This window comes from Streptomyces sp. AMJ-169 (genome assembly GCF_055597585.1).
Window position 1 is genome coordinate 464,806 of the sequence record NZ_JBVLTJ010000006.1, and the last position, 24,869, is coordinate 489,674.

At 70.5% G+C, this 24,869-nt stretch carries 20 protein-coding genes; 14 read left to right on the forward strand and 6 right to left on the reverse strand.

Features of this window, described 5'->3' with window-relative positions:
• Positions 1 to 43 precede the first annotated feature (43 nt).
• Entirely contained in the window at positions 44 to 622 is a 579-nt protein-coding gene (gene pspAB, locus ACYUD3_RS18130) for a PspA-associated protein PspAB (protein ID WP_470970807.1), read from the forward strand.
• Between the two features lie 18 nt (positions 623 to 640).
• Here the strand turns inward: pspAB and ACYUD3_RS18135 are convergent, their stop codons facing one another.
• Together ACYUD3_RS18135 and ACYUD3_RS18140 are read right to left on the reverse strand one after the other, a co-directional pair.
• Positions 641 to 1,324, reverse strand: coding sequence for a hypothetical protein (locus ACYUD3_RS18135; RefSeq protein ID WP_470970809.1), 684 nt, complete (start codon positions 1,322 to 1,324; stop codon positions 641 to 643).
• A 63-nt stretch (positions 1,325 to 1,387) separates the two neighbouring features.
• Positions 1,388 to 1,747 carry an ArsC/Spx/MgsR family protein gene (locus ACYUD3_RS18140; RefSeq protein ID WP_470970812.1) on the reverse strand — a complete coding sequence of 120 codons (360 nt, stop codon included), beginning with the start codon at positions 1,745 to 1,747 and terminating at the stop codon, positions 1,388 to 1,390.
• A gap of 131 nt (positions 1,748 to 1,878) precedes the next feature.
• On the opposite strand from ACYUD3_RS18140, the gene ACYUD3_RS18145 reads away from it, so the two are divergent.
• From ACYUD3_RS18145 to ACYUD3_RS18180, 8 genes are all read left to right on the forward strand, one after another.
• Complete coding sequence (locus ACYUD3_RS18145) at positions 1,879 to 2,196, forward strand: hypothetical protein (protein WP_470970814.1); 318 nt, start codon at positions 1,879 to 1,881, stop codon at positions 2,194 to 2,196.
• 188 nt (positions 2,197 to 2,384) lie between these two features.
• Positions 2,385 to 2,666 (forward strand): hypothetical protein, encoded by a 282-nt coding sequence (locus ACYUD3_RS18150; RefSeq protein ID WP_470970816.1) that lies wholly within the window; start codon positions 2,385 to 2,387, stop codon positions 2,664 to 2,666.
• 213 nt (positions 2,667 to 2,879) lie between these two features.
• A complete protein-coding gene (glnII, locus tag ACYUD3_RS18155; protein ID WP_470970818.1) occupies positions 2,880 to 3,911 on the forward strand; it encodes a glutamine synthetase in 1,032 nt (343 codons plus the stop codon).
• A gap of 335 nt (positions 3,912 to 4,246) precedes the next feature.
• Complete coding sequence (locus tag ACYUD3_RS18160) at positions 4,247 to 4,813, forward strand: winged helix-turn-helix domain-containing protein (protein WP_470970821.1); 567 nt, start codon at positions 4,247 to 4,249, stop codon at positions 4,811 to 4,813.
• A gap of 92 nt (positions 4,814 to 4,905) precedes the next feature.
• Positions 4,906 to 5,910, forward strand: coding sequence for an NAD-dependent epimerase/dehydratase family protein (locus ACYUD3_RS18165; protein ID WP_470970823.1), 1,005 nt, complete (start codon positions 4,906 to 4,908; stop codon positions 5,908 to 5,910).
• A gap of 111 nt (positions 5,911 to 6,021) precedes the next feature.
• On the forward strand, positions 6,022 to 7,287 hold the full coding sequence (locus ACYUD3_RS18170) for a sensor histidine kinase (protein ID WP_470970825.1): 1,266 nt from the start codon (positions 6,022 to 6,024) through the stop codon (positions 7,285 to 7,287).
• Positions 7,272 to 7,922, forward strand: a complete 651-nt coding sequence (locus tag ACYUD3_RS18175) for a LuxR C-terminal-related transcriptional regulator (protein WP_470970827.1) — start codon at positions 7,272 to 7,274, stop codon at positions 7,920 to 7,922. Before ACYUD3_RS18170 ends, ACYUD3_RS18175 begins: the two co-directional genes overlap by 16 nt.
• 128 nt (positions 7,923 to 8,050) lie before the next feature.
• A complete protein-coding gene (locus ACYUD3_RS18180; RefSeq protein WP_470970829.1) occupies positions 8,051 to 9,619 on the forward strand; it encodes a DUF1996 domain-containing protein in 1,569 nt (522 codons plus the stop codon).
• An 87-nt stretch (positions 9,620 to 9,706) separates the two neighbouring features.
• Here ACYUD3_RS18180 and ACYUD3_RS18185 read toward each other — a convergent pair whose 3' ends face one another.
• Positions 9,707 to 10,171, reverse strand: coding sequence for a hypothetical protein (locus ACYUD3_RS18185; protein WP_470970832.1), 465 nt, complete (start codon positions 10,169 to 10,171; stop codon positions 9,707 to 9,709).
• Positions 10,172 to 10,344: 173 nt separating this feature from the next.
• Between ACYUD3_RS18185 and ACYUD3_RS18190 the strand changes: the two genes are divergently transcribed.
• The 4 genes from ACYUD3_RS18190 to ACYUD3_RS18205 all read left to right on the forward strand — a co-directional run bounded on the left by ACYUD3_RS18190 (position 10,345) and on the right by ACYUD3_RS18205 (position 15,039).
• Positions 10,345 to 12,270: a hypothetical protein gene (locus ACYUD3_RS18190; protein WP_470970834.1), complete on the forward strand. Its 1,926-nt coding sequence runs from the start codon at positions 10,345 to 10,347 to the stop codon at positions 12,268 to 12,270.
• An 86-nt stretch (positions 12,271 to 12,356) separates the two neighbouring features.
• Complete coding sequence (locus ACYUD3_RS18195; protein WP_470970837.1) at positions 12,357 to 13,268, forward strand: metal-dependent hydrolase; 912 nt, start codon at positions 12,357 to 12,359, stop codon at positions 13,266 to 13,268.
• A complete protein-coding gene (locus tag ACYUD3_RS18200) occupies positions 13,268 to 14,293 on the forward strand; it encodes a PDR/VanB family oxidoreductase (RefSeq protein ID WP_470970839.1) in 1,026 nt (341 codons plus the stop codon). The genes ACYUD3_RS18195 and ACYUD3_RS18200 overlap by 1 nt, the downstream gene beginning before the upstream one ends.
• Positions 14,294 to 14,349: 56 nt before the next feature.
• Positions 14,350 to 15,039, forward strand: a complete 690-nt coding sequence (locus ACYUD3_RS18205; protein ID WP_470970842.1) for a TetR/AcrR family transcriptional regulator — start codon at positions 14,350 to 14,352, stop codon at positions 15,037 to 15,039.
• A 12-nt stretch (positions 15,040 to 15,051) separates the two neighbouring features.
• On the opposite strand, the gene ACYUD3_RS18210 is transcribed toward ACYUD3_RS18205, so the two are convergent.
• Together ACYUD3_RS18210 and pulA are read right to left on the reverse strand one after the other, a co-directional pair.
• Positions 15,052 to 15,399: a 5-carboxymethyl-2-hydroxymuconate Delta-isomerase gene (locus ACYUD3_RS18210; protein WP_470970844.1), complete on the reverse strand. Its 348-nt coding sequence runs from the start codon at positions 15,397 to 15,399 to the stop codon at positions 15,052 to 15,054.
• 65 nt (positions 15,400 to 15,464) lie between these two features.
• Positions 15,465 to 20,816: a pullulanase-type alpha-1,6-glucosidase gene (gene pulA, locus ACYUD3_RS18215; protein ID WP_470970846.1), complete on the reverse strand. Its 5,352-nt coding sequence runs from the start codon at positions 20,814 to 20,816 to the stop codon at positions 15,465 to 15,467.
• Between the two features lie 211 nt (positions 20,817 to 21,027).
• On the opposite strand from pulA, the gene ACYUD3_RS18220 reads away from it, so the two are divergent.
• Entirely contained in the window at positions 21,028 to 23,106 is a 2,079-nt protein-coding gene (locus tag ACYUD3_RS18220; RefSeq protein WP_470970848.1) for a carbohydrate-binding module family 20 domain-containing protein, read from the forward strand.
• 65 nt (positions 23,107 to 23,171) lie between these two features.
• Here the strand turns inward: ACYUD3_RS18220 and ACYUD3_RS18225 are convergent, their stop codons facing one another.
• Entirely contained in the window at positions 23,172 to 24,848 is a 1,677-nt protein-coding gene (locus tag ACYUD3_RS18225; protein WP_470970850.1) for a glycoside hydrolase family 13 protein, read from the reverse strand.
• Positions 24,849 to 24,869 lie beyond the last annotated feature (21 nt).

Here is a 24,869-nt window from a genome sequence, read left to right on the forward strand (position 1 = left end):
TGAGAGCAGTGGACCGATCCATGGGGAGCAGGGACTAAAGGACATGGGGTTGTTGGACATTCTGCTCGGGCGGAGCAAGCCGGTCGTACCGGATCTCGACCAGCTGTTCGCGCTGCCCTCGGCGGCGGTCACGCTGGAGGCGGCGACGGGTCTCACGCCGACCGGGCAGGGCGCGGTCTGTTTCGCCACCGTCGAGGGCGGGGCCTTCGAGCAGACCCACCGGGAGGTCCAGGCGCTCCTGGACGCGGACACCGACCGCACCGGCCCCCCGGTCCAGCTGCTGCGGGACGACTTCGGCTACTCCTGGCTGCTGTCGCAGCGCGCCCCCGACGAACTCTCCCTGCTCGTCAACGACTTGCACGCGGTGAACAGCTCGATGGAGGTCAACGGCTTCGGCCCGGGGCTGCTTTGCTCCCTCGCGTCCTTCGCGGACGACGCCGGGCGGCGGCTGGCGCTGGTCTATCTCTACAAGCGGGGTACGTTCTTCCCGTTCGCCCCGCTGGGTGGTCAACGCCGGGACAACGCGCTGGAGTTGCAGGTGAAGTCGGCGCTCGGGAACGACCTGCGGGTGGAGCAGGACCTGAGCCGGTGGTTCCCGGTGTGGGGGGCGCCGGGGCTGTAGCCCTGACGCCCCCGGTACTCACCCCAGCTTCTCGATCAGCGCCCGGCGGATCAGGAACTTGCCGGGCTCACGGACCTGTTCGAACGCGGCGTCGTTCAGCAGCGCACAGCTGCCGGAGACCGAAGTGACCTGTACGGTCGTCGACTTGCCGTTGTCGAGGTTGGTGACCTTGAGGGTGGTGCCGCTCGGGAACCGGTCGCTGGAGGCGGCGGGGGCGCCGGCCTCGCCGGAGAGGGTGACGGTGGAGCCGACGCAGACCTGCTGGGCCGAAGTGCCGGTTCCGGTAGGCGGATTGGAGGCGATCGGGGTGGGCTGGGCGGGGGTTTCGGCAGGCTTTTCGGCGGGGCTTCCGGCGCCGGGCTGGGAGTCCTGAGCCGACTCCCCTGTCCCGCCGACCGACTCCCCCACCGCGCAACCTGACGCCTCCTGCTGCACCTTGATCTGGGTGATCACCGCTTCCCTGTTGGCGATCCTGGCCGCCGACTGGGCGTCGGGGGCCGCCTGTTGGCCGGCGATGAACCGCTGGTTGTCGCCGAGGGCGGTGGCCAGGCCCTGGCAGACGGTCGACTCGGCCGCCGTCCGCGGCACTTGGGCGGCATTGGACGTCGCCGCGAGCGCGAACGCGCCGCCCGCCGCGAGCGCGGCCGCGCCCGTCAGCAGCGCGGCTTTGTGGGCCGTACCGAGTCTTCTCCTACGCGACATGCGCGCCTCCTGAAGAGGTCGGGGAACGTACTCGGGTAGGTACGGGATCCCGGGCGGGATCGCTCAGCGGGCGAGCGCGTCGCGTACCGCCTCCTCGGTGCGGGCGATCACGGCGGTGCCGTCGGCGGCGGTGATGATCGGGCGCTGGATCAGCTTGGGGTGGGCGGCCAGGGCCTCGGTCCAGCGGGGGCGGGCGGCGGCGTCGCGGGGCCAGTCCTTCAGGCCGAGTTCCCTGGCGGCGGGTTCCTGGGTGCGGACGATGTCCCAGGGCTCCAGGCCGAGGCGGGCGAGGACGGCCTCGATCTCGGGGACGGTGGGGACGTCCTCCAGGTAGCGGCGGACGGTGTAGCCGGCGCCCTCGGCGTCGAGGAGGGTGAGGGCGCCGCGGCACTTGGAACAGGCGGGGTTGATCCAGATCTCCATGGGTCAAAGGTAGTGCCGAGGGGCGTGCGCGAGTGCGCCTGTGCGCCCCTGAAAAGGGCTCTGGCCAGGGGCGATTGTCAGTGGTCGGCAGTAGAATAGAAGCAGTGTTCGAACGCGCCAGGAGGATGCCTGTGCCCGCTGCCGCCGTACGGAAGACGAAGCCGCTGCCGACCCGGTCCACCGCGAAGCGCCCTGTCCGACTCGACCTGCCGTACACCCCGCTGGAGAAGCACGCGCTCCCGCCGGGCCGCCCGCGTGAGTGGTACATCGCGCACAACCGCAAGCTGAAGGCCATGCGCCTGGCCATCGCCCTGCTGGATCTGGGGGTGTATGTGCCGAACCAGGCCCGGGACGAGCGGATCCGGGACACGGCCGAGCTGATAGGGGTGCGTCCGCCGTCGGCGACGACGTGCCATATGGTGCGGGCGCTGATGCGATACACACGCTGACCGGAAATCTCGGGTGCCGCTCGCGAGGGCGGCGCCCGATCCGCTCTACGAGGCCTCGCGCAGGTCGGGCGGGGTGTGAATATGCCGGGGTCCCTTGACCAAAAAAGACGATGCACTGTCCGTGACGGAGTGGCTACGCTTAATCGGCGATCTTCCCTCGCCGTTTGGCACTCGGCACACGGAGGCTCATGGGCACCGTCGTTTTATCCGGGACCGCGGTCCTGGTGCTGTTCGGTTTCGAGAACCACGTCTATTGGCTCATCGCGACCGCCGTCCTCTATCTGTATGTGAAGTACGGCGTCGATCTGGGGTCCGGGGCGCCCCCTCCCCCGTCGTCCCCCAAGCCGGGCGGCTCCGGCTCGCTGCCGACGCCGCACACCTCGTACAAGTCGTACAAGGCGTACCGCCGGCGGCGGGACCAGCAGGCCCGGTGGGAGCGGCGCTATCAGCGTGAGCGCAGCTTCTTCTGACGTGGGCGTCACCCCCTCCTGACGCCCGCGCGTTGCCCCGGGTGTGAATCCGCGCACAGAACACGCAGGTAACACGGGGTTCACACTCGGGCAATGATCGGGAAATCGCCTGTTGACAGGGTGCGGGCTATTCCACCGCAGCGCCCCAGTGCCGTAGCGCCGCAGCACCGCACCCGCAAGTGCGCCAGGACATACCCCGAAGGATGTGGGTCCGTGACCTTCAAGGCTGAGTACATCTGGATCGACGGCACCGAGCCGACGGCCAAGCTGCGTTCCAAGACGAAGATCGTCACGGGTGACTTCGAGGGTCTCGGCGCGCTGCCGATCTGGGGCTTCGACGGCTCCTCCACCAACCAGGCCGAGGGGCACGCCTCGGACCGCGTCCTGAAGCCGGTCTTCAGCTGCCCGGACCCGATCCGCGGCGGCGACGACGTCCTGGTCCTGTGCGAGGTCCTGGACATCGACATGACCCCGCACTCCTCCAACACCCGCGCCGCGCTGGCCGAGGTCGACGCCCGGTACGCCGCGCAGGAGCCGATCTTCGGCATCGAGCAGGAGTACACGTTCTTCAAGGACGGCTACCCCCTCGGCTTCCCCAAGGGCGGCTTCCCGGCCCCACAGGGCGGCTACTACTGCGGTGTCGGCTCGGACGAGATCTTCGGCCGTGAGGTCGTCGAGGAGCACCTGGAGAACTGCCTCGCGGCCGGTCTCGGCATCTCCGGCATCAACGCCGAGGTCATGCCCGGCCAGTGGGAGTTCCAGGTCGGCCCGCTGTCCCCGCTGACCGTCGCCGACCAGCTGTGGGTGGCCCGCTGGCTGCTCTACCGCACCGCCGAGGAGTTCGGCATCACCGCGACGCTGGACCCGAAGCCGGTGAAGGGCGACTGGAACGGCGCGGGCGCGCACACCAACTTCTCCACGAAGGCGATGCGCGAGGGCTACGACGCGATCATCACCGCCTGCGAGTCCCTCGGCGAGGGCTCCAAGCCGCTGGACCACGTCAAGCACTACGGCGCCGGCATCGACGACCGCCTCACCGGGCTGCACGAGACGGCTCCGTGGAACGAGTACTCCTACGGCGTCTCCAACCGCGGCGCGTCCGTCCGTATCCCGTGGCAGGTGGAGAAGGACGGCAAGGGCTACATCGAGGACCGCCGCCCGAACGCGAACGTCGACCCGTACGTCGTGACGCGGCTGATCGTGGACACGTGCTGCGAGGCCCTGGAGAAGGCCGGCCAGGTCTGAGTTCCCGCTTCCTGAAGGGACGTCCGCCGTTCGCGGCGGGCGTCCCTTCGGCGTTGGACCGTCAAGGAAGCGTCCAAGCAGTGAGAGAAGGGTCCTCCAACGGCGTCCTGTCTGCTTCAATGAAGCATGGCCAGCTTCCGGAAGTACCTCGCGACAGGTCGCCAGGACCTTGAGCCCTTCTGGCCGTCCCGTCAGCATCATGACTTCGACCGGGTGTGTTGTCGCGCGACGAACGCGCGGGCCCTCTAAAGCCGTCACACCCCTTCGGCCTTCGGCCAGCGCGACCCGTACGTCCCACCCCTGACGGACTTCTCGCGCGAAAGAGCTGACCTCTCATGGCGACCACTCGTTCTCTGCCGTCCCCTGTCCCCTCCCCCGCCCCCGCCCGGCACCGGCTGCGCGCCGTGGACCGGGACGAGGTGGTCGACATGGCGGACTTCCTTCCGCCGGGGGCCACTTGGCTGCCGGCTCCGCAGCACACCTTGCCCACGCTGCCGGGGCAGCCGCCGATGATCGGGTACCTGGTGCTCGTACCGGCCGATCAGCAGCCGCCGTTCCTGCCGGTGGCGGTGCCCGGCCCGGAGCAGGCCCCTCAGGCGGCCTCCGGCGCCGGGACGCTCGTACGGGTCGACCCCGTGCAGCGCACGGCCGCCGTCGACGGGCGTGAACTCGACCTGACCTACCTGGAGTTCGAGCTGCTCGCGCATCTGGTGGCGCATCCGAACCGGGTGCACACGCGCGATCAGCTGGTGACGACGGTGTGGGGGTACGGGCACGTCGGGGACGGCCGGACCGTCGACGTCCACATCGCCCGCCTGCGCCGCAAGCTGGGCGCACACCGGCAGGCGATCCAGACGGTCCGCCGGGTGGGGTACAAGTACACGCCGCCGACGGGGAGTTGAGCGCGGCCGGCACCCTCCCGGCCCGGCCCCGGTCCTCTGCCCTCGGCAGATCCCCGTTCCCTCCCCAGCCCCCAGCGGGCAGAGTCCGTCTCATGAGACTTCTGGTGCTGGGTGGTACGGAGTTCGTGGGGCGGGCCGTCGTCGAGGGCGCGGTCGGGCGGGGGTGGGACGTGACCGTTCTCAACCGGGGGCGGCTGGCTCCCGTCCCCGGGGCCCGTTCGCTGGTCGGTGACCGGGCCGCCGCCGGTGGGCTCGCGGCGCTCGGACAAGGGCGCTGGGACGCCGTCGTCGACACCTGGTCGCGGGAGCCGCGCGCGGTCGACGCGGCGGCCCGGCTGCTGCGGGGGCGGGCCGGGCGGTATGTGTACGTGTCCAGCTGCTCGGTGTACGCGTGGGCGCCGCCGGGCGGGCACGCCGAGGACGCGCCGCTCGTCGAGGGTGCGCGGGCGGACGCGGACCGGACGGACTACGCGCGCGACAAGCTCGGCGGTGAGCTGGCCGCGCTGGAGTCGTTCGGGGCGCGGCGGTCGGTGTTCGTGCGGGCCGGGCTGATCCTCGGGCCGCGCGAGAACATCGGCCGGCTGCCGTGGTGGCTGACCCGTATCGCGCGCGGCGGCCCGGTCCTCGCGCCGGGTCCGCGTGATCTGGCCCTTCAGTACGTGGACGCCCGCGACCTCGCCGCGTGGGTGCTCGGCGCCGTCGAGCGGGAGGTGAGCGGCCCGGTCAACCTGGTCAGCCCGCGCGGCCACGCGACCATGGGCTCCCTGCTCAACTCCTGTGTCTCCGTGACCGGTTCGGACGCGGACCTGCGCTGGACACCCCCGGAGACCGTCCTCGCGGCGGGCATCGCGCCATGGACGGACCTGCCGGTGTGGACCCCGCCGGACAGCGACATGTACGACGCCCTGCACGACGCCGATGTGTCGGTGGCGGTGTCGACGGGGCTGGTGTGCAGGCCGGTTGAGGAGACGGTCGCCGACACGTGGGCGTGGCTGCGGGCGTCGGGCGGGGAGGTGCCCCGGCGGGAGGGGGTCACGCTGGGGGTGGCTCCGGAGGTGGAGGCGAGGGTGCTGGGCGGGCGCGTCCCCAGGGCGTAGCTCTCGGGCGGGCGCGTCCCCGGGGACGTACCAGGGTGTACCTGGCACCACCCCCTGATCCGGGGCCTTACGCCCGTGACCGGCGGCGTGCCGGTCCGCGAGACTTACTGTATGGACACCACAAGGTCGAAGATCCGCGCGGCCCTGCTCGCGGCGGTGCGGGGGCTCGTGCTGGCGATGGCGATGCCGTCGGTCACCGTGCTGCTGCTCTGTCTGCTGCTCGTCTCCTTCGTGCTGATACCGCTGGGCGTCGGCCTGGTCACCACCCCTCCGCTGCTGCGCGGGGTGCGGGAGTACGCGGAGAAGCGGCGGGAGATCGCGTCGGAGTGGAGCGGGGCGCGGGTCGTGTCGGCGTACCGGGAGGTGCCGGCGGACGCCCGGGGGTGGGCGCGGACGTGGGCGCTGCTGCGGGATCCGCAGGTGCGGCGGGATCTGGTGTGGCTGCCGGTCGACATGACGGCGGGGCTGATGACGGCGCTGCTGCCCGTGGTCACGCTGGCGTTCGGCGCGGAGGGGATCCTGCTCGCCACCGGGCTGTGGCGGCGGGTGTTCACCGGCCGGCTGGGCGAGGGGACGTACTGGTACGGGTTCGTGCCGGTGACGGGCCAGGCCTCGGCGCTGGGCGCCGGGGTGCTGGGCGCGGCGGTGCTGTACGCGGCGTACCGGTACAACCCGCGTCTCATCGGTGTCCATTTCCGGCTGACGCGGGCGCTGTTGGCGGCGGACCATGCCGAACTCACCGAGCGGGTAAGGGTGTTGACGGAGACGCGGCGGGACGCGGTGGACAGTTCGGCGGCCGAACTGCGGCGGATCGAGCGGGACTTGCACGACGGGGCGCAGGCGCGGCTGGTGGCGATGGGGATGGATCTCGGGACGATCGAGGCGCTGGTCGAGCGGGACCCCGCGAAGGCGAAGGAGCTGCTGGCGCAGGCGCGGCGGCACTCGGCGGAGGCCCTTGAGGAGTTGCGGGACCTGGTGCGCGGGATCCATCCGCCGGTGCTGGCCGAGCGTGGACTCGGGGACGCCGTACGGGCGTTGGCGCTGCGGCTGCCGGTGCCGGTGGAGGTGGCCGTGGAGCTGCCGGGGCGGGCCGAGGCGCCGGTGGAGTCGGCGGCGTACTTCGCGGTGAGCGAACTGCTGACGAACGCGGTGAAGCATGCGCAGGCCGATCGGGTCTGGGTCGATCTGCATTACCGGGAAGGGAAGTTGAGGGTGTCGGTGACCGACGACGGGCGGGGCGGGGCCGTGGTCGGTCACGGGTCGGGGCTGGCCGGGCTGGAGCGGCGGCTGGGTACCTTCGACGGTGTCCTGGCCGTCAGCTCGCCCGCCGGCGGTCCCACTCTGGCGACTCTGGAGATTCCGTGCGCGTTGTCCTAGCCGAAGACCTGTTCCTGCTGCGGGACGGTCTGGTGCGGCTGCTGGAGGCCTTCGGGTTCGAGATCGCGGCGGCGGTCGAGTCGGGGCCCGAACTCCAGCGGGCGCTCGCGGAGTTGGAGCCGGACGTGGCCGTGGTGGACGTACGGCTGCCGCCGACGCACACCGACGAGGGGTTGCAGTGCGCGCTGCGGGCGCGGCAGGAGCGGCCGGGGCTGCCGGTGCTGGTGCTGTCGCAGCACGTGGAGCAGTTGTACGCACGGGAGTTGCTGGCGGACCGCAACGGGGCCGTGGGGTATCTGCTGAAGGACCGGGTGTTCGACGCGGAGCAGTTCGTGGACGCCGTGCGGCGGGTCGCGGCGGGCGGGACGGTGATGGATCCGCAGGTCATCCAGCAGTTGCTGGCGCGGCGCGCTGAGGACCGGCTGCCGGCGCGGCTGACGCCGCGGGAGCTGGAGGTGCTGGAGCTGATGGCGCAGGGGCGGTCGAACGCGGCGATCGCGGGGAAGCTCGTGGTCACCGAGCGGGCTGTGGCGAAGCACACAGCCAACATTTTCCAGAAGCTCGGTCTCGAGGTGTCCGACGACGACAACCGCAGGGTACTGGCGGTGCTGGCGTATCTGGACCGGGACCGGTGACCCGGGGTCCGCTCAGGTTTTTCTGTGACGGCTGAACACCCCTGCGACGGGCTGCGTATGGAATGGCGCCGCTTCACTCCTGTCGGGCGCCTCGCTGCCGCCCCGCCAAGGAAGGTCAGAGGAGTTCCATGGGACGCAACATACGTAAACGCCGTTCGTCGATGGCCAACAAGGCCATAGCCGCGTCGGCCGCACTAGCTCTTGGTGGGGGCGGTCTGATCTGGGCGAACTTCTACGCATCCGCGCACGAGTCGAACAACTCGGCGCAGAACGAGGTCAAGGCCGCCGCGGCGCAGGTGGCGACGATCGCCTGCCCCGACGTCGGCCAGAAGCTCACGAACGTGCCGCAGTCGGCGCGCGCGGGCGTCGACAAGGAGCTGGCGCTGCTGGACAAGCAGATCACCGAGGCGTACGCCCGCCTCGCCTCCACGCGCCAGGCGCAGGCGCAGGACGCGGGCTTCGTCCAGAACGCGATCAACGGTCCGCTGAAGGACAAGCGGGCCGCGACGATCGACCGGATCCGGATCGACATCACGCGGGTGGGCGGGCAGTTCGACAACTCGCTCAGCCAGCTCGCCGCCTGCACCGCGCAGACCGCCGACGCCCAGACCAACGCCGGTGGCAACAACAGCAACGGGGGCAAGAACAACAACGGCGGGCAGAACAACAACAACGGCAATAACAACAACGGCCAGAACGGCAACAACGGCCAGAACAACAACGGCAACGGCCAGAACAACGGCAACGGCAACGGCGGCCAGGGCGGCAACGGCCCGACCGCGAACGACTTCGTGGACATCACGAAGGTCCAGCAGAACGTGGCGCTGGGCGTCGGCAACAACGGCCTCGCCGCGAACGGCAATTCGGGTTCGCGCGGCAGCTTCACCAGCAAGTGCGGCACCAACGGCAACGACAACCACAACACGGACAACGTGATCGTGGCCCCGGGTGTCGCCAACGGCGCGCACCACCTGCACGACTACGTCGGCAACCAGTCCAACGACGCGTTCGCGAGCGACCAGGAGCTGGCGGCGGCGCAGACCAGCTGCCAGAACCAGGGCGACAAGTCGTCGTACTTCTGGCCGGTGCTGCGGGTCCAGGACGGTACGCAGGACTTCGACCAGAACAACGACGGCGGTGGCAAGGAGGGCAACGTCGGCAAGATCCTCCAGCCGACCTCCGCCCAGCTGAAGTTCGTCGGCAACAAGCGCGGCCCGGTCGTCGCGATGCCCACCGCGCTGCGCATCATCACCGGTGACGCGAAGGCGTTCGTCAACGGCAACGCCAACGCGAACGTCAACTGGAGCTGCACCGGCTTCGAGAACAAGGTGCAGCTGAAGGACAAGTACCCGATCTGCCCGCAGGGCAGCCAGGTCGTGCGCCTCAGCAACTTCCAGAGCTGCTGGGACGGGCAGAACATCGACTCCGCCAACCACCGTACGCACGTGTCGTTCGTCCAGGGCAACGGCCAGTGCGCGAACGGGTTCAAGGCGATCCCGCAGCTCCAGGTCCGGCTGACCTACAACGTTCCGCAGCCGGTCGTCCAGAACGGCGCGGTGAAGAACGCGTACGCGGTCGACACCTTCCCCGAGCAGCTGCACAAGCCGATCACCGACCACAACGACTTCATCAACTTCTTCTCCAAGAACACGATGAACCAGATGGTCAACTGCATCAACAGCGGGCGTAAGTGCTAGTAGCGGCACAGGGTTCATGAGAGAGCGGGCGGTGGGAGATCCCACCGCCCGCTCTCTGTCTGCCTGTTCTGTCGGTACGGGGGAGCTTCAGTGCCCGGCGTGCGAAGGGCTCGCGGAGCCGCCGCCCTCGTGCGCCGAGTGGTCGATGCCCTCCTCGATGTCGCCGCCGAGCGTCCGGCGCAGTGTCGAGACGGTGCTGGTCTCGTCGCCCACGGCGATCCACTTGCGGCCGACGAGGTAGTGACCGCCGTAGTCCTTCGCCCCGTTGATCCACTCCCGCTGGCCGCGGTCGGTCGCGAAGGTGAGGAGGATGAACTTGCCGGCGCCGGTCTTGCAGATGGCCTGCCTCAACTCATCGGCGTCCGTCTGCATGTTGGGGTCGCACTTGACCTTGGCGGCCAGTTGCTCCAGGCTGCCGGTCGCCGCCACGGGCACCGCCGAGGCCTTCGCCCCGCCGGAGTCACCGGAGCCGCCGGAGCCGCAGCCCGTCAGCGCGAGCGCCAGCGCGGCCAGGGCCGCCACGGCCACCGGCGTCGGTCGGGTCAGCTTCATCTGTCCAGTTCCTCCCTGCGGGTACCTCCCCTTCGATACGGCTGCCGGCGCCGAAGCACTCAACCGGTGCGCCGCTCAACCCCGGTGTGCCGGACCGGCGTTCGTGAACGGGCCGAAACCCCTGCTCACCCACCCGGCGGTGACCAACCGCCGGTTCGCTCGTTTTCCCCGGCGTGCAGTCACAGGATGTCGCCCCGCGCCCCCACCCCGGTTCCGGCCCCGCCGGTCAGGTCCTCGATGTCGAGCAGGCCGAGGCCGCGCTCGTCGAGCACTACCCGCGGCTCGTCCGGCTCGCCTACCTGGTGCTGCCCCCGACACTTCCCCGGGGCCGCCGCGTCCTCACCGCGCACGCCCTCGTCCAGCGCGCCCTGCCGCGCCGGCGCACATCGGCCCCGGCGATCCCGGCCCAGTCCACCGGCCGCGACGGCGACCCCGGCTACGCCTTCGTCCGCCTCCAGGTGGTGCGTACGGCGCTGGCGGCGGGCCTGCCGCTGAGGCGCCGGGCCTGGCCCAAGCGGGCCCAGCTCCCGCCCCTGCTCCCCCAGGTGCGGGGGCTGCGGCTCTTCCCGCGCTCCGGCGGCGCCGACGAACTCGCCCTGGAACAGCGGCTGTCGGAGCTGGCGGGCCCGGCGCGGGCGGCGTACGCGCTGCGCGGTCTGGAGAAGCTGCCGGAGGGCGACGTACGCAAGATCCTGGGCGCCTGCGGGGTCGAGGAGATCGACGCGGCGCTGGCCGGGGCGAGCGAGGTGGAGGAGCGGTACGAGCTGCTCAACTCCCCCGAGTTCGACCCCTGTTCGCTCCAGGCGCGGCCGACCGACCTGATGCGCAGGCGGCAGCACATGAAGGCCGCGCTGGCGGCGGGGGCGGCGCTCGCGGTGTGCGGGGCGCTGGTCCTGCTGCCGGGCGGCGGCTGGGGCCCGGACGGCGCGGCGGCCCCGCTGTACGCGCAGAACCCGGCCGCGGAGGCCGCGTTGGACCCGGGCAGGCTGCTGAAGATCTCCCCGGCCGCGTGGAAGACCTCGGCCCGCACCGACTTCTCCGCCTGGCCCGCACGCGGTGAACTCACCACCGACACCGGCCTGTTGCACCGCGCCCTGGCCGTCTGGGCCCGCCCCGGCACCTCGGTCCACGTCTCCTCGACCCCCGACACCCCGACCGGCGGCCCGGCGGGCCCACCTCAACTCCTGTACGCGGGCACGGTCGACAACGCGCGCGTCGTCATCCTGTACGACGGACTGCGCATCGCCCGCTACGCCGAGCCGAAGGACGGCACCGCCGGGGCGGCGCTGGACTTCGCCCGGGTCGACGGGGCGTCCGGCGCCGAGTCGGGCGCGGTCGTGGTGAGCCGCTCCGACAGCAACGTCCGCTATCTGACGGCCCCTTGGGTGACCCGCGCGGGCGAGCGGGACCTGTCGAAGCCGGGCGCCGGGGTGATGGAGCTGGCGCTGACCGACGGGGTCACGGCGCCGATGGCGTCCCCGGCGACGACGAGCGGGACGTGCACGACGTGGAACGTCCTCCAGCTGACCGGCGGCCAGGGCACCCAACTCCTCAGCGACCTCGGCGAGTTGATCCCGGCCCGGCTGACGTCGGGGCGGCCCGGCGCGGCCGGTGACGTGACCGGCGCGGAGGCGCTGCGAACCTGGGCGCCGTACGCGTGCTCGCTCGCGGATGTGCGGGCGCAGGGCGTGCGGTCCGTGAACATCTGGCAGTTCGCGCGGCAGCCGCTGCCCGACGGGAGCGGTTCGGCGTCCTGGGTGTGCAGCCGCGCCGAGACCTGGCGCGGGGACGGCACCCGGACGTACGCCCAATTCCACACGCCGGGCGGGCTGTTCGGGGCGGTCGCGGCGAAGGCGGGGGACGTGCCGGCGTGCGGTCCGCGTGATCCGCACGTGCTGGCCGGGGTGCTGTGGAAGGCGAAGGACAGCGCCTGGTATCTGCTGGCCGCCGGTGACAACGCCACCGCGTCGATCCGGACGACGGGCGGGGTCGCCGCCACGTCGGAGGGCAATCTGCTGGCCGTGCGGACCAAGCAGGGGGTCCAGGCGGGGCTCGAGGGGACGCTGGAGGGCGGGAGGGCGATCAGCGGGCTGCGCTGAATCCCGGCCCGGCGGGGCTTCGCCCCTGTGCAGAAAAGCCGTGCACAGGGGTTCACCCCCGTTGTACCCATCAGTACATTGACAACATGTCTAACAAGCCGGAGCCGCTTCCCGTCGCGGGTGAGCGGGTGGACCTCAGGGCGCGCAAGGTGTCGTTCTCGTGGGAGGGCACGCCGCTGCACTGGGTGCCGAACGACCCGTTCGCCACGCACACGATCAATGTGCTGCATCTGCTGCTGCCGGCGGGTGAGCGGTGGTTCGTGCAGGTCTACAAGCAGGTGCTGCCGCTCATCCGGGACGAGCAACTGCGCGCGGACGTCATCGGGTTCATCGGGCAGGAGGCGACGCACTCCCAGGCCCATGACGAAGTCCTTCCGCATCTGCGGGAGTTGGGGCTCGATCCGACGCCGTACACCGCGCAGGTGGACTGGATGTTCGAGAAGCTGCTGGGCGACCGGACGCTGCCGCCTGGGCGGGCGCGGCACTGGTGGCTGATGGAGCGGGTGGCGTTCATCGCGGCGATCGAGCACTACACGGCGTTCCTCGGCGACTGGGTGCTGAACGCCGACGAGCTGGACCGGTGCGGGGCGGACGCGACGATGCTGGATCTGCTGCGCTGGCACGGCGCGGAGGAGGTCGAGCACCGGTCCGTCGCGTTCGACCTGTTCATGCATGTCGACGGCAACTACCGGCGCCGGGTGCGGACTTGGGCGACGGGGTTTACGACGCTGGTGTTCCTGTGGCAGCGCGGGGCACGGTTCTTCATGGCGAACGACCCGACCGTTCCCGTCGGGCGGGCGAGCGTGAAGGACTTCTATCTGCGGGGCAGGCAGGGGACGTTGCCGGCGACCGGGGAGCTGCTGAAGTCGATCCCGCGCTATCTCCGTCACTCGTACCATCCGTCGCAGGAGGCTTCGACCGCGCAGGCTGTCGCCTATCTGGCGGAGTCGCCGGCCGCGCGCGCCGCCGCCCTCGCCGCTGAGAAGAGGGTGTCCTGATGGCGGTGGTCCGGCCGGTGGCGGCCGTCGCGGTCGCGGGGGCCGCGCTGCTGGTGAAACGGGCGCTGCGCAGGCGCATCGAGGCCTCGCCGCTGTGGCCGATGCCCGCGCTGGAAGAACCCATATCGGGGCGGCCCCGGAGCCGGGCGCTGCGGCTGCGGGTCGCCCGGCGGACGGCGGTCGCCGAAGGGGTCGTGCAACTGCGGTTCGAGGGGCGGGAGTTGCCCGCGTGGGAGCCGGGGGCGCACATCGATCTCGTGCTGCCTTCGGGGGCGGTGCGGCAGTACTCGCTGTGCGGGGACCCCGGGGACCGGTCGGCGTACACGGTCGCGGTGCGGCTCGTCGCGGGCGGGCGGGGCGGATCGCGGGAGGTGCACGAGGAGTTGCGGGAGGGCGTGGAGGTCGAGGTGCGCGGGCCGCGCAATCGGTTCCCGCTGGTCGCCGGGGCGCCCTCGTATCTCTTCGTCGCGGGCGGGATCGGGATCACGCCGATCCTGCCGATGCTGCGGGCGCTGCCGGAGGGGGCCGACTGGCGGGTGGTGTACTGCGGGCGGTCGCGGGCTTCGATGCCGTTCCTCGAAGAGGTCGAGAGGACCGGGCGCGCGACCGTCGTCGAGGGGCGGCCCGAACTCGACTCCGTGCTGGGCGAGTTGGCGGACGGCACCGTCGTCTACTGCTGCGGGCCCGAGGAGTTGATGGCGGACGTCTCACGGCGGGTGCCGTCGGTGCGGGTCGAGCGGTTCGGTGCCGCCGGTGCGGGCGGGGAAGCTTTTGAGGTCGAACTCCGGCGCAGCGAACGGGTGTTGACGGTGCCCGGTGACTCGTCGGTGCTCGCCGCCGTGCGGGCCGAGCTGCCCGGCACGCTGTACTCCTGCGAGCAGGGTTTCTGCGGGACGTGCCGGCAGCGGGTGCTGGAAGGGGAGGTCGAGCACCGGGACGAACTGCTCACCGATCGGGAGCGGCGGGACTCGATGCTGATCTGTGTGTCGCGGGCGCGTGGTGGACGTCTGGTGCTGGACATGTGAACGTCCTTTGCAGGTCGGGGCAGTTGGCGGGCGGACCGGTCGGTAAGGTTGGCGGTATGACAACCGGGGTTCGCCGCAGAATGGGTGTGGAGGAGCGGCGGCAGCAGTTGATCGGCGTCGCCTTGGAACTGTTCGCCCGCCGCTCCCCCGACGAGGTGTCCATCGACGAGATAGCGGCGGCGGCAGGGATCTCCAGGCCGCTGGTCTACCACTACTTCCCCGGCAAACTCAGCCTGTACGAGGCGGCGTTGAAGCGGGCGGCGCAGGATCTGGCGGGCCGGTTCGTGGTGGCGCGCGAGGGTTCGCTGGGCGGGCGGCTGCTGCGGGTGATGCGGCGCTACTTCGACTTCGTCGACGGTCACGGGCCCGGTTTCGCGGCGCTGATGCGCGGCGGCCCGGCGGTCGGCTCCTCGACGACGAACGCGCTCATCGACTCCGTACGGCAGGCCGCCTACGAGCAGATCCTGTCCCACCTGGACATCACCGACGCGCCGCCCCGGCTCGAACTCCTCGTCCGCTCCTGGATCTCCCTCGCCGAGTCGACGGCGCTGCTCTGGCTCGACGGCCGCCGCATCCCGCGCGAGGAGCTGGAACTCCAGCTCGTGCACGACTTCGCCGCGCTGACGGCCGTGACCGCGGCCCACGACGACGAACTGCGGCTGCTGCTGCGCCCGGTGCTGGGCGACGAGCCGGCCGACGGCCCCTTCGGACTGCTGGCGGCCAGGCTCATCGCCCTGGCGTCGTAGGCAACTCGGGTTCTAGCGCTCGGACTTGGTGTACGACGGGTCGAGCTCGCGCACCTCCGCCGAGATGTGCAGGCCGATCCCGTCGTCCTCGATGTGCTTCTTCAGCAGCTCCAACACCGCTGCCGTCAAACGGGACTTGGTCTCCTCGGTGCGGCCGGCGAGGAGGCCGAGGGTGACGTGCACGACGGCGTGACCGTCGTCCTCGTACGCGTACGCCGTGTGGTCGGCGGCGCGGAAGAGGGTCTTGCAGGCCTCCGGCTTGGCCGCGGCGATCTCGACGACGGCCCGGTGCAGGTCCTTGGCGAAGGCCGCGCGGTCGAGGCCGGGGAGGGGCGTGTGGTCGACGGTGATCTGCGGCATGAGCGCTCCTGACGTGGGACGACCGGGCGGGTGACCGGAAGGGGACGGCTGGGGTCAGCCTAGCCTCAGCCCCTTGCGCCGCCCGCGCCGGTGAACACCGCGACCGTGCGCGCCGGAACCGTGAACGTGCCCGTGCCGGCGTCGTAGCGCGCGGACCTGACCACCGGGTCGGCGCCCGCCGCCTGGACGGGGTGCAGCCGGAAACCGGTACCGGCGAGCGCGCTCACCCGCTGCTCCCGCGTGTCCGGCGTCGCGTTGAAGACGATCACGAGGTCGCCGAGGCGCGCCAGGATCACCCCGGGTGTCTCGTCGGCCCCGGACAGCGGGAAGGACAGCTGAGCCTGGACCTGGGCGGCCGTGCCGAGGGAGAACGCCTTCTCGGTGGTGCGGATCCGCAGCAGGTCGCGGTAGGTCGCCGAAGTGGCCGTGATCTGGGGGCAGTCGACGCGGACGGACGTCAACAGGGGTCTGGCGTACGGCCACTTGTCCGCGTTGTCGGCGGCCATGGGCAGGCCCCGGCCGAAGCCGTTGCCGTCGGCGCAGTTCCAGTGGATCGCGTTGAACCAGTCGCCGCTGTCGAAGGAGTTGCGGTCCAGGGACTTGGAGCGCAGCAGGTCGGTGCCGGCCTGGGAGAGGGACGGGCCCTGGGAGAGGGCGGCGGTCGCCATGGCGAGAACCTGCATACGGGCCCGGTCGGCGGCGGAGGTGCGCGGCGGGAGTTTGTAGGCGAGGGCGTCGAAGAGGGACTCGTTGTCGTGGGCGTCGGCGTAGGCGAGGGCGTCGCCGGGGGCGGCGGCGTACCCGGCGGGCTGCCCGTTGTAGTCGACCTGGGCGCCGGTCACGGCACGCCCCGAGGTGTCGGTGAACCGGTACCCGGCGAGGTTCCCGCTCAGCCCGACCTTGATGAGGTCCTGGTAGTGCAGCAGCCGCGCCTTCTGCTCGGCCGAAGTGCCGTTACTGGTCGAGGAGTTGGGGTCGGTGTAGAGCCCGGAGGCGAAGCCCTGCACACCGGGGTCGGCGTCGAAGGGGCTGCCGCCGCGTACGGCGTCCCGGGCGCGGTCGGAGAACGTCGCGATGCCGGTGCCGGCCATGTTCCGCTGCGTGGCCTGCACGAACCGGGCGTCGTCGGCGACCTCGCCGAAGTTCCAGCCCTCCCCGTACAGGATGATCTTCTTGCCGTCCACGCCGTCCTTCCGGAGCGTGAGGGCGTCGAGTGCCGTGCGGACGGCCAGGATGTTGGCCTTGGGGTGGTGGCCCATGAGGTCGAAGCGGAACCCGTCGACCTTGTACTCCTTCGCCCAGGTGACGACCGAGTCGACGACCAGCTTGCCCATCATCGCGTTCTCCGGCGCGGTGTTGGCACAGCACGTGCTGTTCGCGACACTGCCGTCCGCCAACAGCCGCTGGTAGTAACCGGGTACGACCTGGTCGAGCACGCTGGTGCCGGCCTCGCCGGAGGCGGCGGTGTGGTTGTAGACGACGTCCATGACGACCCGGAGACCGTCCGCGTTGAGCGCCTTGACCATCTCGCGGAACTCCAGCGTGCGGGCGGTGCCGTCGGGGTCCGAGGCGTACGAGCCCTCGGGGACCGTGAAGTGGTACGGGTCGTAACCCCAGTTGAAGCCGTCCTTCGCGGCGGTCTTGGCGACGCACGCCTGCTGCTGGTCGGAGTCGGCGGGGAAGGCGGCCAAGTCGCAAGGCGGGGTGGCCTGTTCGGACTTCTTCTCGGGGACCGTGCTGAAGTCGAAGGCGGGCAGGAGGTGGACGTAGCCGGTACCGGCCCGCGCCAGCTCCTTCAGGTGCTTCGAGCCGTCGCTGTTCTTGTCGGTGAACGCCAGGTACTCGCCGGGGTGTTGAGAGGTGCGGTCCGCGATCGAGAAGTCCCGGATGTGGAGTTCCTGGATCTGGGCGTCCTTCAGCGGGACGGCCTTGGGCTTGGCGTAGGTCGTCCAGCCGTGCGGGGCGAGGGACTTGTCGTTGAGGTCGACGATCAGGCTGCGCTCGGAGTCGGCGGTGAGGCCGAGGGAATAGGGGTCGGTGACGTGGTTGGTGACGACCTCGCGGACGCTGGGGGCCCAGACCTTGACGGCGTACCGGTAAGGCTTGTTCTTCCAGGACGCGGGGCCGGTGACGGACCAGACGCCGGTGGTGTCGTTCCGCTTCATCTCCCTTGCAGAGCCGTCCAGTTCGAGCCGGACGCTCTGTGCCGTCGGGGCCCAGACCGCGAGGGTGGGGCGGCCGTGGCTGAAGGTCGGGCCGAGTCGCGCCTTCGTCGCGTCGTACAAGTCGTCGAGGACGCCCGCGAGTTGGACGCCGGTCGCGGCCAGGACCGCGCCGTCGGTGGTGCGTTGGGAAGCGACCAGCTGGCCGCGCAGGGCTTCGCGGACCCGGGGGCGGTCGCGGGGGTCGACGGTCCAGGCCGTGTAGTCCTTCAGGTGGGGGAACTTGGCCTTCTGGACGGCGGTGAGGGTCGTCTTGGACAGCCGCAGCCAGCGTTCGTCGTCGCTGGTCAGGGCGGCGTTCTCGGCCTTGATCGAGCCGTCGTGGGAGTACAGGAGCTGCGTGGAGGCGGCCCCTTCGGCGCCGTTCCAGGCGACCGTGTCCCGGTCGATCCAGATCGCCTTGGAGGTCGTCAGGTCGAGGTCGGCGGCGCTTCCGGCGGGCTGCGGGAGCAGGTGTTTCTCCTGGCCGTTCAAGAGCCACACCTCATGTCCGTCGGCGGTGAGGTCGAGTGACTGGTCCGTGGGGAGGTCTTTCTCGTCGCCCTTGTGGACAAGGTAACTCAGGCTGGTGGCACCGGAGTTGAGGGGGACTTCGAAGACGGCTCCGTACGTGTCGACGCGCGCCGGCTTCAGCGGGCTCGCCCAGTCGGTGGGGGTAGCCGCGCCCGCCCAGACGTGCAGGCCCCAGCCGTCGTAGTTCCCGTCGGCGCGGTGGTAGTGGAGGACCGCCTTGGTCTTGTCCTGGGCGGGGTAGGCGGGGCGGTCGGTGCGGATGTCCGGCTTGCCTTGCTCGATCCAGACCTCGCCGGTCCTGGTGACGTCGATCGTGCGGTCGGCGGAGACGTCCTTGTTGCCGTCCTTGTCGACCACCAGGAAGCCGACCGAGGAGGCGCCGGGCTTCAGCTTGACGTAGGCGAAGGCGCCGTACGCGTCGCGGCCGGTGAAGGGGTGTCCGGCCGGCCAGGTGGTCGCCTCGCCGTCGGCCAAGTCGCCCCAGGCGTACAGGTTCCAGCCGGTGTAGTCGGCGTCGGGGCGCTTGTAGTGGACGATCGCGTAGTCGCGGGCGGCGGCGGTGGGGGGCTGGGCGACGGGCGGGGTGCCGGTGACCGTGGCGGCGGTCGCCGAGGCTCTGCGGCCCGCCGAGTCGACGGCAACAGCCTTGTAGCGCACGGGAGTTCCGGCAGCCGCGGTGATGGTCTGCGTGACCTTGTACGGGGCGTGGTCGGCCGAACCGAGCGTCCGCCAGGGGCCGTTGCCGATCTGGGCGGCGAAGACGACCCGGTTGAGCCGGCCGCCGGTGACGTCGGCGGACAGCTCTACAGTGCCGGTCGCTCCGGCCGGCGGCGCGGTCAGGGTGAGTTCCGGCGGTGAAGTCGGCTTCGCCAGGCCGCCCTTGAGGACGAGGGCCTTGCCGGGCGGGACGGTGAGGGTGACCTGGTTCGTCCGGTCGGAGCGGATGGCGGCCGAAGTGCCGTAGACGCCCTGGAAGTTCATGCCGGGCGAGGAGGTCGTGAAGGTCGCCGTCCTCGGCTCGGGCGCGTTGTTGAGGGCGACCACGTACTCGTTGTTCTTGTCGGTGCGCGTGAACGCGTAGACGCCGGGGCCTTCGGCCGCGTAGCGCTCGGTCTGGACGCCGTCCGTCAGGGCCGGGTTCGCCTTGCGGAGCTTCGCCAGCGCGGCGATCCGCCGGTAGAGGGGGGCGGTCGGGTCGTAGGCGTCGCTCGCGTGGGTGCGGGTGGTGCCGATCTCGGGGTCGTCCAGGTAGTCGGGGACGCGGGAGGCGAACATGGTCTGGCGGGCGTCCTTGTCGCCGCCCGCGCCGGTGAAGCCCTGTTCGTCGCCGTAGTAGACGACCGGGTTGCCCCGGCTGAGGAACATCAGCTCGTTGGCGAACCCGTCCTTGGCGAGGAGTTCGGCGTCCGTGGCCTTCGGGTTGTCCTGTCTGAGGAAGGAGCCGATGCGGCCCATGTCGTGGTTGCCGAGGAAGGTGACCTGTTCGTAGGCATTGGCCTTGTCGGTCGTGTACTTGTAGTCGGCGGCGAAGACCTGGGCGAGGGATCGCGCGCTGCCGCCCTGGGAGGCGTACGCGCGGGCGGCGTCCTGGAAGGGGAAGTCCAGCGTGGCGTCGAGGCGGCCCTGGGTGACGTACGGCGAAGTGACGTCCGGGTCGGCCGAGTAGACCTCGCCGAACAGGAAGAAGTCCGGGCGGCCCTGCTTCGCGGCGTAGGCGTCGAGGGCGGTCGCCCACTGGGTCCAGAACTCCATGTTGACGTGCTTCACGGTGTCGATGCGGAAACCGTCGACGCGGAAGTCCTTCACCCAGCGCTCGTAGATCTTCTCCATTCCCCGTACGACTTCGGGGCGTTCGGTCCACAGGTCGTCGAGGCCCGAGAAGTCGCCGTAGGTGGTGGACTCGCCGGTGTAGGTGGAGTCGCCCCTGTTGTGGTACATCGTGGGGTCGTTGAGCCAGGCCGGGACCTTGGCGTTGCTCGCGGCTTTCGGGGTGCGGGGGAACGAACTGGCGTCCACAGCAGGGAACTTGCGCCTGCCGTCCGCGTAGTCGGCGTCGTCGAAGGGCTTTCCGTCCTTCGTGAGGTACGGGAAGGCGCCCTTGGAGAGGTAGTCGTAGGACTTGGGGTCGTAGTCGACGACGTCGGCGGTGTGGTTGGTGATGACGTCGAAGTAGACCTTCATGCCTTTGGCGTGGGCCTTGGAGATGAGGGTTTCGAGGTCCTTGTCGGTGCCGAAGTGCGGGTCGACCTGGGTGAAGTCGGTGATCCAGTAACCGTGGTAGCCCGCTGACGCGTTGACTCCCGTGCCCTGGACGGGCTTGTTCTTGAAGATGGGGGCCATCCAGAGGGCCGTGGTGCCCAACCCCCTGATGTAGTCGAGGCGTTGGGTGAGGCCCTTGAGGTCGCCGCCCTGGAAGAAGCCCTTGTCGGTGGGGTCGTAGCCGGTCTCCAGCCGTGAACCCGTGAGGCCGCCGCGGTCGTTGGAGGTGTCGCCGTTGGCGAAGCGGTCCGGGAGGACGAAATAGAACTGCTCCCGGGTCGCGTCGTGCCGGGCGGGCTCGGCGGCGAGCCTCGCGTCCGAGGGCGGCGCGGGCGGGGCGGCCGCGCGGGCGGCGAGCGGCGGGGTGAGAGCGGCAGCCAGAGCGATGAGAACTACGGCTGCGGTCCGTCTGCGGCGTTTCACGGGCGGGAACTCCTAGCGTTCGCCTGGCGGTTACTACAACCCCGCGTGACCGTATCCCCGTCGCAAGTGTTACTGCAAGATGTCTGCAACACACGGAAAGAAATTTCAACCGCGGCCTTGACGTGCCCTTCTCCGCTGGCTCAATCTCACGGGTTGTAACCCCTTGCAGTACACCGTTGCCTCCCCCCAACTCTGAGTGACGGAGCCGCACATGACCCCACACAGATCCAAAGGCGCTGTCCGCCGCACCGGACACCTGGCCGCCGCCGGCGCCCTCGCGCTGGCCGGTGCGATCGCCCTGCCCGCCGCCCAGGCCTCGGCCGCCCCGACCGCGAGAGGCGATGTCATCGCCAACTTGTGGGAGTGGAACTGGGATTCGGTCGCGTCCGAGTGCACCAACGTGCTCGGCCCGGCCGGCTACGGCGCCGTGCAGGTCGCGCCGCCCCAGGAGTCGCTGAAGCAGCCGTCGTACTACTGGTGGGACGTCTACCAGCCCTACTCGTACAGCCTGAACAGCCGTTTCGGGACAGCGGCGAAGTTCAAGGCGATGATCGACGCGTGTCACACGGCGGGCGTGAAGGTATACACCGACGCCGTCATCAACCACACGGCCGCCCAGACCGGGACCGGCTACAACGGGACGACGATCAGCAACAAGTACGCGACGCCCAACTGGAGCCGGGGCGACTACCACGACTCCTCGCAGTGCCCCACGTCCGACCTGACCATCCAGGACTACTCCAACCTCACGCAGGTCCAGAACTGCGAACTCCTGGGCCTGCCCGACCTGAAGACCGAGTCGGACTCGGTCCGCGCGGGCCTCGCCGACTTCCTGAACTCCCAACTCGCCCTGGGCGTCGACGGATTCAGGGTGGACGCGGCCAAGCACATCCCGGAGACCGACCTCAAGGCGATCGAGGGCAAGCTCACCAACACCACGTCAGGGACGGCCCCTTACGTCTTCCAGGAGATCTACCCCGGCTCGACCCCGCAGCCGGCCGACTACTACCCCTCCGGTGACGTCCTGGACTTCACCTACGCGAGCAAGCTGAAGTCGGCGTTCCAGGGCAACGTCAGTGACCTGGCGTCGATTTCGGGCAGCGGCATCCTCCCGGCCGCGAACTCGGTGTCGTTCGTGACGAACCACGACACCGAGCGCAACGGCCTGCACCTGTCGTACAAGGACGGCGACACCTACCGGCTGGCGAACCTCTTCCAGCTGGCCTACAAGTGGTCGACGCCCACCGTGTACGCGAGTTGGGAGTGGACGCAGAGCGATCAGGCGCCGCCGAACTCGGCCGGGTTCGTGACGGACACGGACTGCTCCGGCGGCCAGTGGTACTGCCTGAACCGGGACACGGCCGTGGTCGGGATGGTCGCCTGGCACAACGCGACCGACCAGGCGGCGGTCTCCGACTGGCAGACCAAGTCGTCGAGCGTGATCGGGTTCGGCCGCTCAGGCAAGGGCTTCTTCGCCGTCAACAACGGTTCCTCCGCGGCGACTTACTCCTTCACGACCGGGATGGCCGACGGCACCTACAAGAACGTCATCGACGGCGGCAGCACCACCGTCACCGTCTCCGGCGGCAGCGCCTCGCTGACCGTCCCCGCCAAGGGCGCGATCGCCTTCTTCAACGGCACCTATACCTGCCCGATCACCTGCCAGACCCCGGGCGGCGGTGGCGGTGGCGGTTCGTCGACGGTCGCCGCGACCTTCAACGCGTACGCGCCGACGACGTCCGGCACCAGCGTCTACGTCGTCGGTTCCCTTGCCGCGCTGGGCAGTTGGGACACCTCCAAGGCGATCCAGCTGTCGTCGAGCGGCTACCCGGTCTGGTCGGGCCAAGTGTCCGTACCGACCAGCACCAGCTTCGAGTACAAGTACATCAAGAAGGACTCCTCGGGCACCGTGACCTGGGAGTCGAACGCCAACAGGACTGCCACGAGCGGGACTTCGGCGCTCACCCTCAACAACTCCTGGAACGTGGCGAACGCGGACGCGACCGACGTCACCTTCAACGAGAACGCCACCACGGTCTCGGGCACCAACGTCTACGTCGTCGGCTCGATCGCCTCGCTGGGCTCCTGGAACACCGCCGACGCGATCCCGCTGTCGTCCGCGTCGTACCCGGTGTGGTCCAGGACGGTCATCGTGCCGAAGAGCACCGCCTTCGCGTACAAGTACCTGAAGAAGGACGCCTCGGGGGCGGTGACGTGGGAGTCGGGGGCCAACCGGTCGTACACGACGGGTGGTTCGACGGGGTACTCGGTCAGCGACACCTGGAAGTAGCGGACCCCGTGAAGCAAATTGGCCGGCTCTCCCGGGAGAGCCGGCCAACTCCCGTACATCCAGGACTACTCGGCCCCGAACCACACCGTCGTGTCCCCCGGCACCTTGCTCTCCGAGGCCCCCTCCTCGACCTCCCCGCTGGCGACCAGCACCCGCCCGTACGCCGGCACATGCACCGCCCCCCCGGTCGTGTTCGCGACGCACACGAACTCCCCCCGCCGGAAGGCGAGTACACCCTGCGGCGCCTTCAGCCACTCCACCGAGTCCCCCGCCCCGAGGTCCGGATGCGAGCGCCGGACGGCCAGCGCGGTCCGGTACAGCTCCAGCGTCGACCCCTCGGCCCCCTCCTGCGCGGCCACGCTCAGCTCCCCCCAGCCGGCCGGCTGCGGCAGCCAGCTGCCGCCCGGGCCGAAGCCGTAGGAGCTGCCCTCGCGGGTCCAGGGGATCGGCACCCGGCAGCCGTCGCGGAAGCCGTCCTGCCCGTCGGCGCGGAAGTACGCGGGGTCCTGGCGGGCCTCGTCGGGCAGGTCGACGACGTCGGGGAGGCCGAGTTCCTCGCCCTGGTAGACGTACGCGGAGCCGGGCAGCGCGAGCATCAGCAGGGAGGCGGCGCGGGCGCGGCGCAGGCCGAGGGCGCGGTCGCCGGCGAGCCGGAGCTGGGTGCCGAGGCCGGGTTCGTTGGCGTAGCGGGTGGCGTGCCGGGTGACGTCGTGGTTGGACAGGACCCAGGTCGCGGGGGCGCCGACGGGGCGCATCGCGGCGAGGGTGAGGTCGATGACCTCGCGCAGCGCCTCGGCGTCCCAATAGGTGCTGAGGTACTGGAAGTTGAAGGCCTGGTGGAGTTCGTCGGGGCGCACGTAGTTCGCGGTGCGCTCCAGGGTCGGGGTCCAGGCCTCGGCGACGAAGATGCGGTCGCCGGAGTACTCGTCGAGGATGGTGCGCCACTGCCGGTAGATGGCGTGGACGCCGTCCTGGTCGAAGAACGGCATGACATCGTTGCCCAGCAGGCGTACCTGTTCGCCGTGGCCGATGTCGGGCAGTCCTGGCGCCTTGACCATGCCGTGGGCGACGTCGACGCGGAATCCGTCGACGCCCATGTCGAGCCAGAAGCGCAGGATGGAGCGGAACTCGTCGCCGACGGCCGGGTGGTCCCAGTTGAAGTCGGGCTGTTCGGCGGCGAAGAGGTGCAGGTACCACTCGCCGTCGGGGGTGCGGGTCCAGGCGGGTCCGCCGAACAGTGACTCCCAGTCGTTGGGCGGGAGTTCGCCGTTCTCGCCCTTTCCGGGGCGGAAGTGGTAGCGCTCGCGCAGCGGGGAGCCGGGGCCTTCCTCCAGAGCGCGTTTGAACCACTCGTGCTGGTCGGAGGAGTGGTTGGGGACGAGGTCGACGATGATCCGCAGGGACAGTTCGTGGGCGTCGCGGATGAGGGCGTCGGCGTCGAGGAGCGTGCCGTACATGGGGTCGATCGCGCGGTAGTCGGCGACGTCGTAGCCGCCGTCGGCCTGCGGGGAGGCGTAGAAGGGGCTGAGCCATACGGCGTCGACGCCGAGGTCGCGCAGGTAGGGCAGGCGGGCGCGGATGCCGGGGAGGTCGCCGGTGCCGTCGCCGTCGGCGTCGGCGAAGCTGCGCGGGTAGACCTGGTAGATGACGGCGTCCCGCCACCAGTCCCGGCGGCGGGCCAGGGCGGTGGCGGGGGCGGCGGTCGTCGGGGCCTGGTCGGCTGCGGGGTGCTGCTGGCTCATGGCGTCCTTGTGCTAGTCGCT

Coding starts and splice junctions, on each gene's coding strand:
- ACYUD3_RS18140 (WP_470970812.1), bottom strand. CDS start 1,747: ATGGAGATCTGGATCAACCCCGCCTGTTCCAAGTGCCGCGGCGCCCTC.
- ACYUD3_RS18205 (WP_470970842.1), top strand. CDS start 14,350: ATGACAACCGGGGTTCGCCGCAGAATGGGTGTGGAGGAGCGGCGGCAG.
- ACYUD3_RS18220 (WP_470970848.1), top strand. CDS start 21,028: ATGACCCCACACAGATCCAAAGGCGCTGTCCGCCGCACCGGACACCTG.
- ACYUD3_RS18210 (WP_470970844.1), bottom strand. CDS start 15,399: ATGCCGCAGATCACCGTCGACCACACGCCCCTCCCCGGCCTCGACCGC.
- ACYUD3_RS18195 (WP_470970837.1), top strand. CDS start 12,357: ATGTCTAACAAGCCGGAGCCGCTTCCCGTCGCGGGTGAGCGGGTGGAC.
- ACYUD3_RS18135 (WP_470970809.1), bottom strand. CDS start 1,324: ATGTCGCGTAGGAGAAGACTCGGTACGGCCCACAAAGCCGCGCTGCTG.
- ACYUD3_RS18225 (WP_470970850.1), bottom strand. CDS start 24,848: ATGAGCCAGCAGCACCCCGCAGCCGACCAGGCCCCGACGACCGCCGCC.
- ACYUD3_RS18185 (WP_470970832.1), bottom strand. CDS start 10,171: ATGAAGCTGACCCGACCGACGCCGGTGGCCGTGGCGGCCCTGGCCGCG.
- ACYUD3_RS18200 (WP_470970839.1), top strand. CDS start 13,268: ATGGCGGTGGTCCGGCCGGTGGCGGCCGTCGCGGTCGCGGGGGCCGCG.
- ACYUD3_RS18180 (WP_470970829.1), top strand. CDS start 8,051: ATGGGACGCAACATACGTAAACGCCGTTCGTCGATGGCCAACAAGGCC.
- ACYUD3_RS18165 (WP_470970823.1), top strand. CDS start 4,906: ATGAGACTTCTGGTGCTGGGTGGTACGGAGTTCGTGGGGCGGGCCGTC.
- ACYUD3_RS18170 (WP_470970825.1), top strand. CDS start 6,022: ATGGACACCACAAGGTCGAAGATCCGCGCGGCCCTGCTCGCGGCGGTG.
- ACYUD3_RS18160 (WP_470970821.1), top strand. CDS start 4,247: ATGGCGACCACTCGTTCTCTGCCGTCCCCTGTCCCCTCCCCCGCCCCC.
- pspAB (WP_470970807.1), top strand. CDS start 44: ATGGGGTTGTTGGACATTCTGCTCGGGCGGAGCAAGCCGGTCGTACCG.
- ACYUD3_RS18150 (WP_470970816.1), top strand. CDS start 2,385: ATGGGCACCGTCGTTTTATCCGGGACCGCGGTCCTGGTGCTGTTCGGT.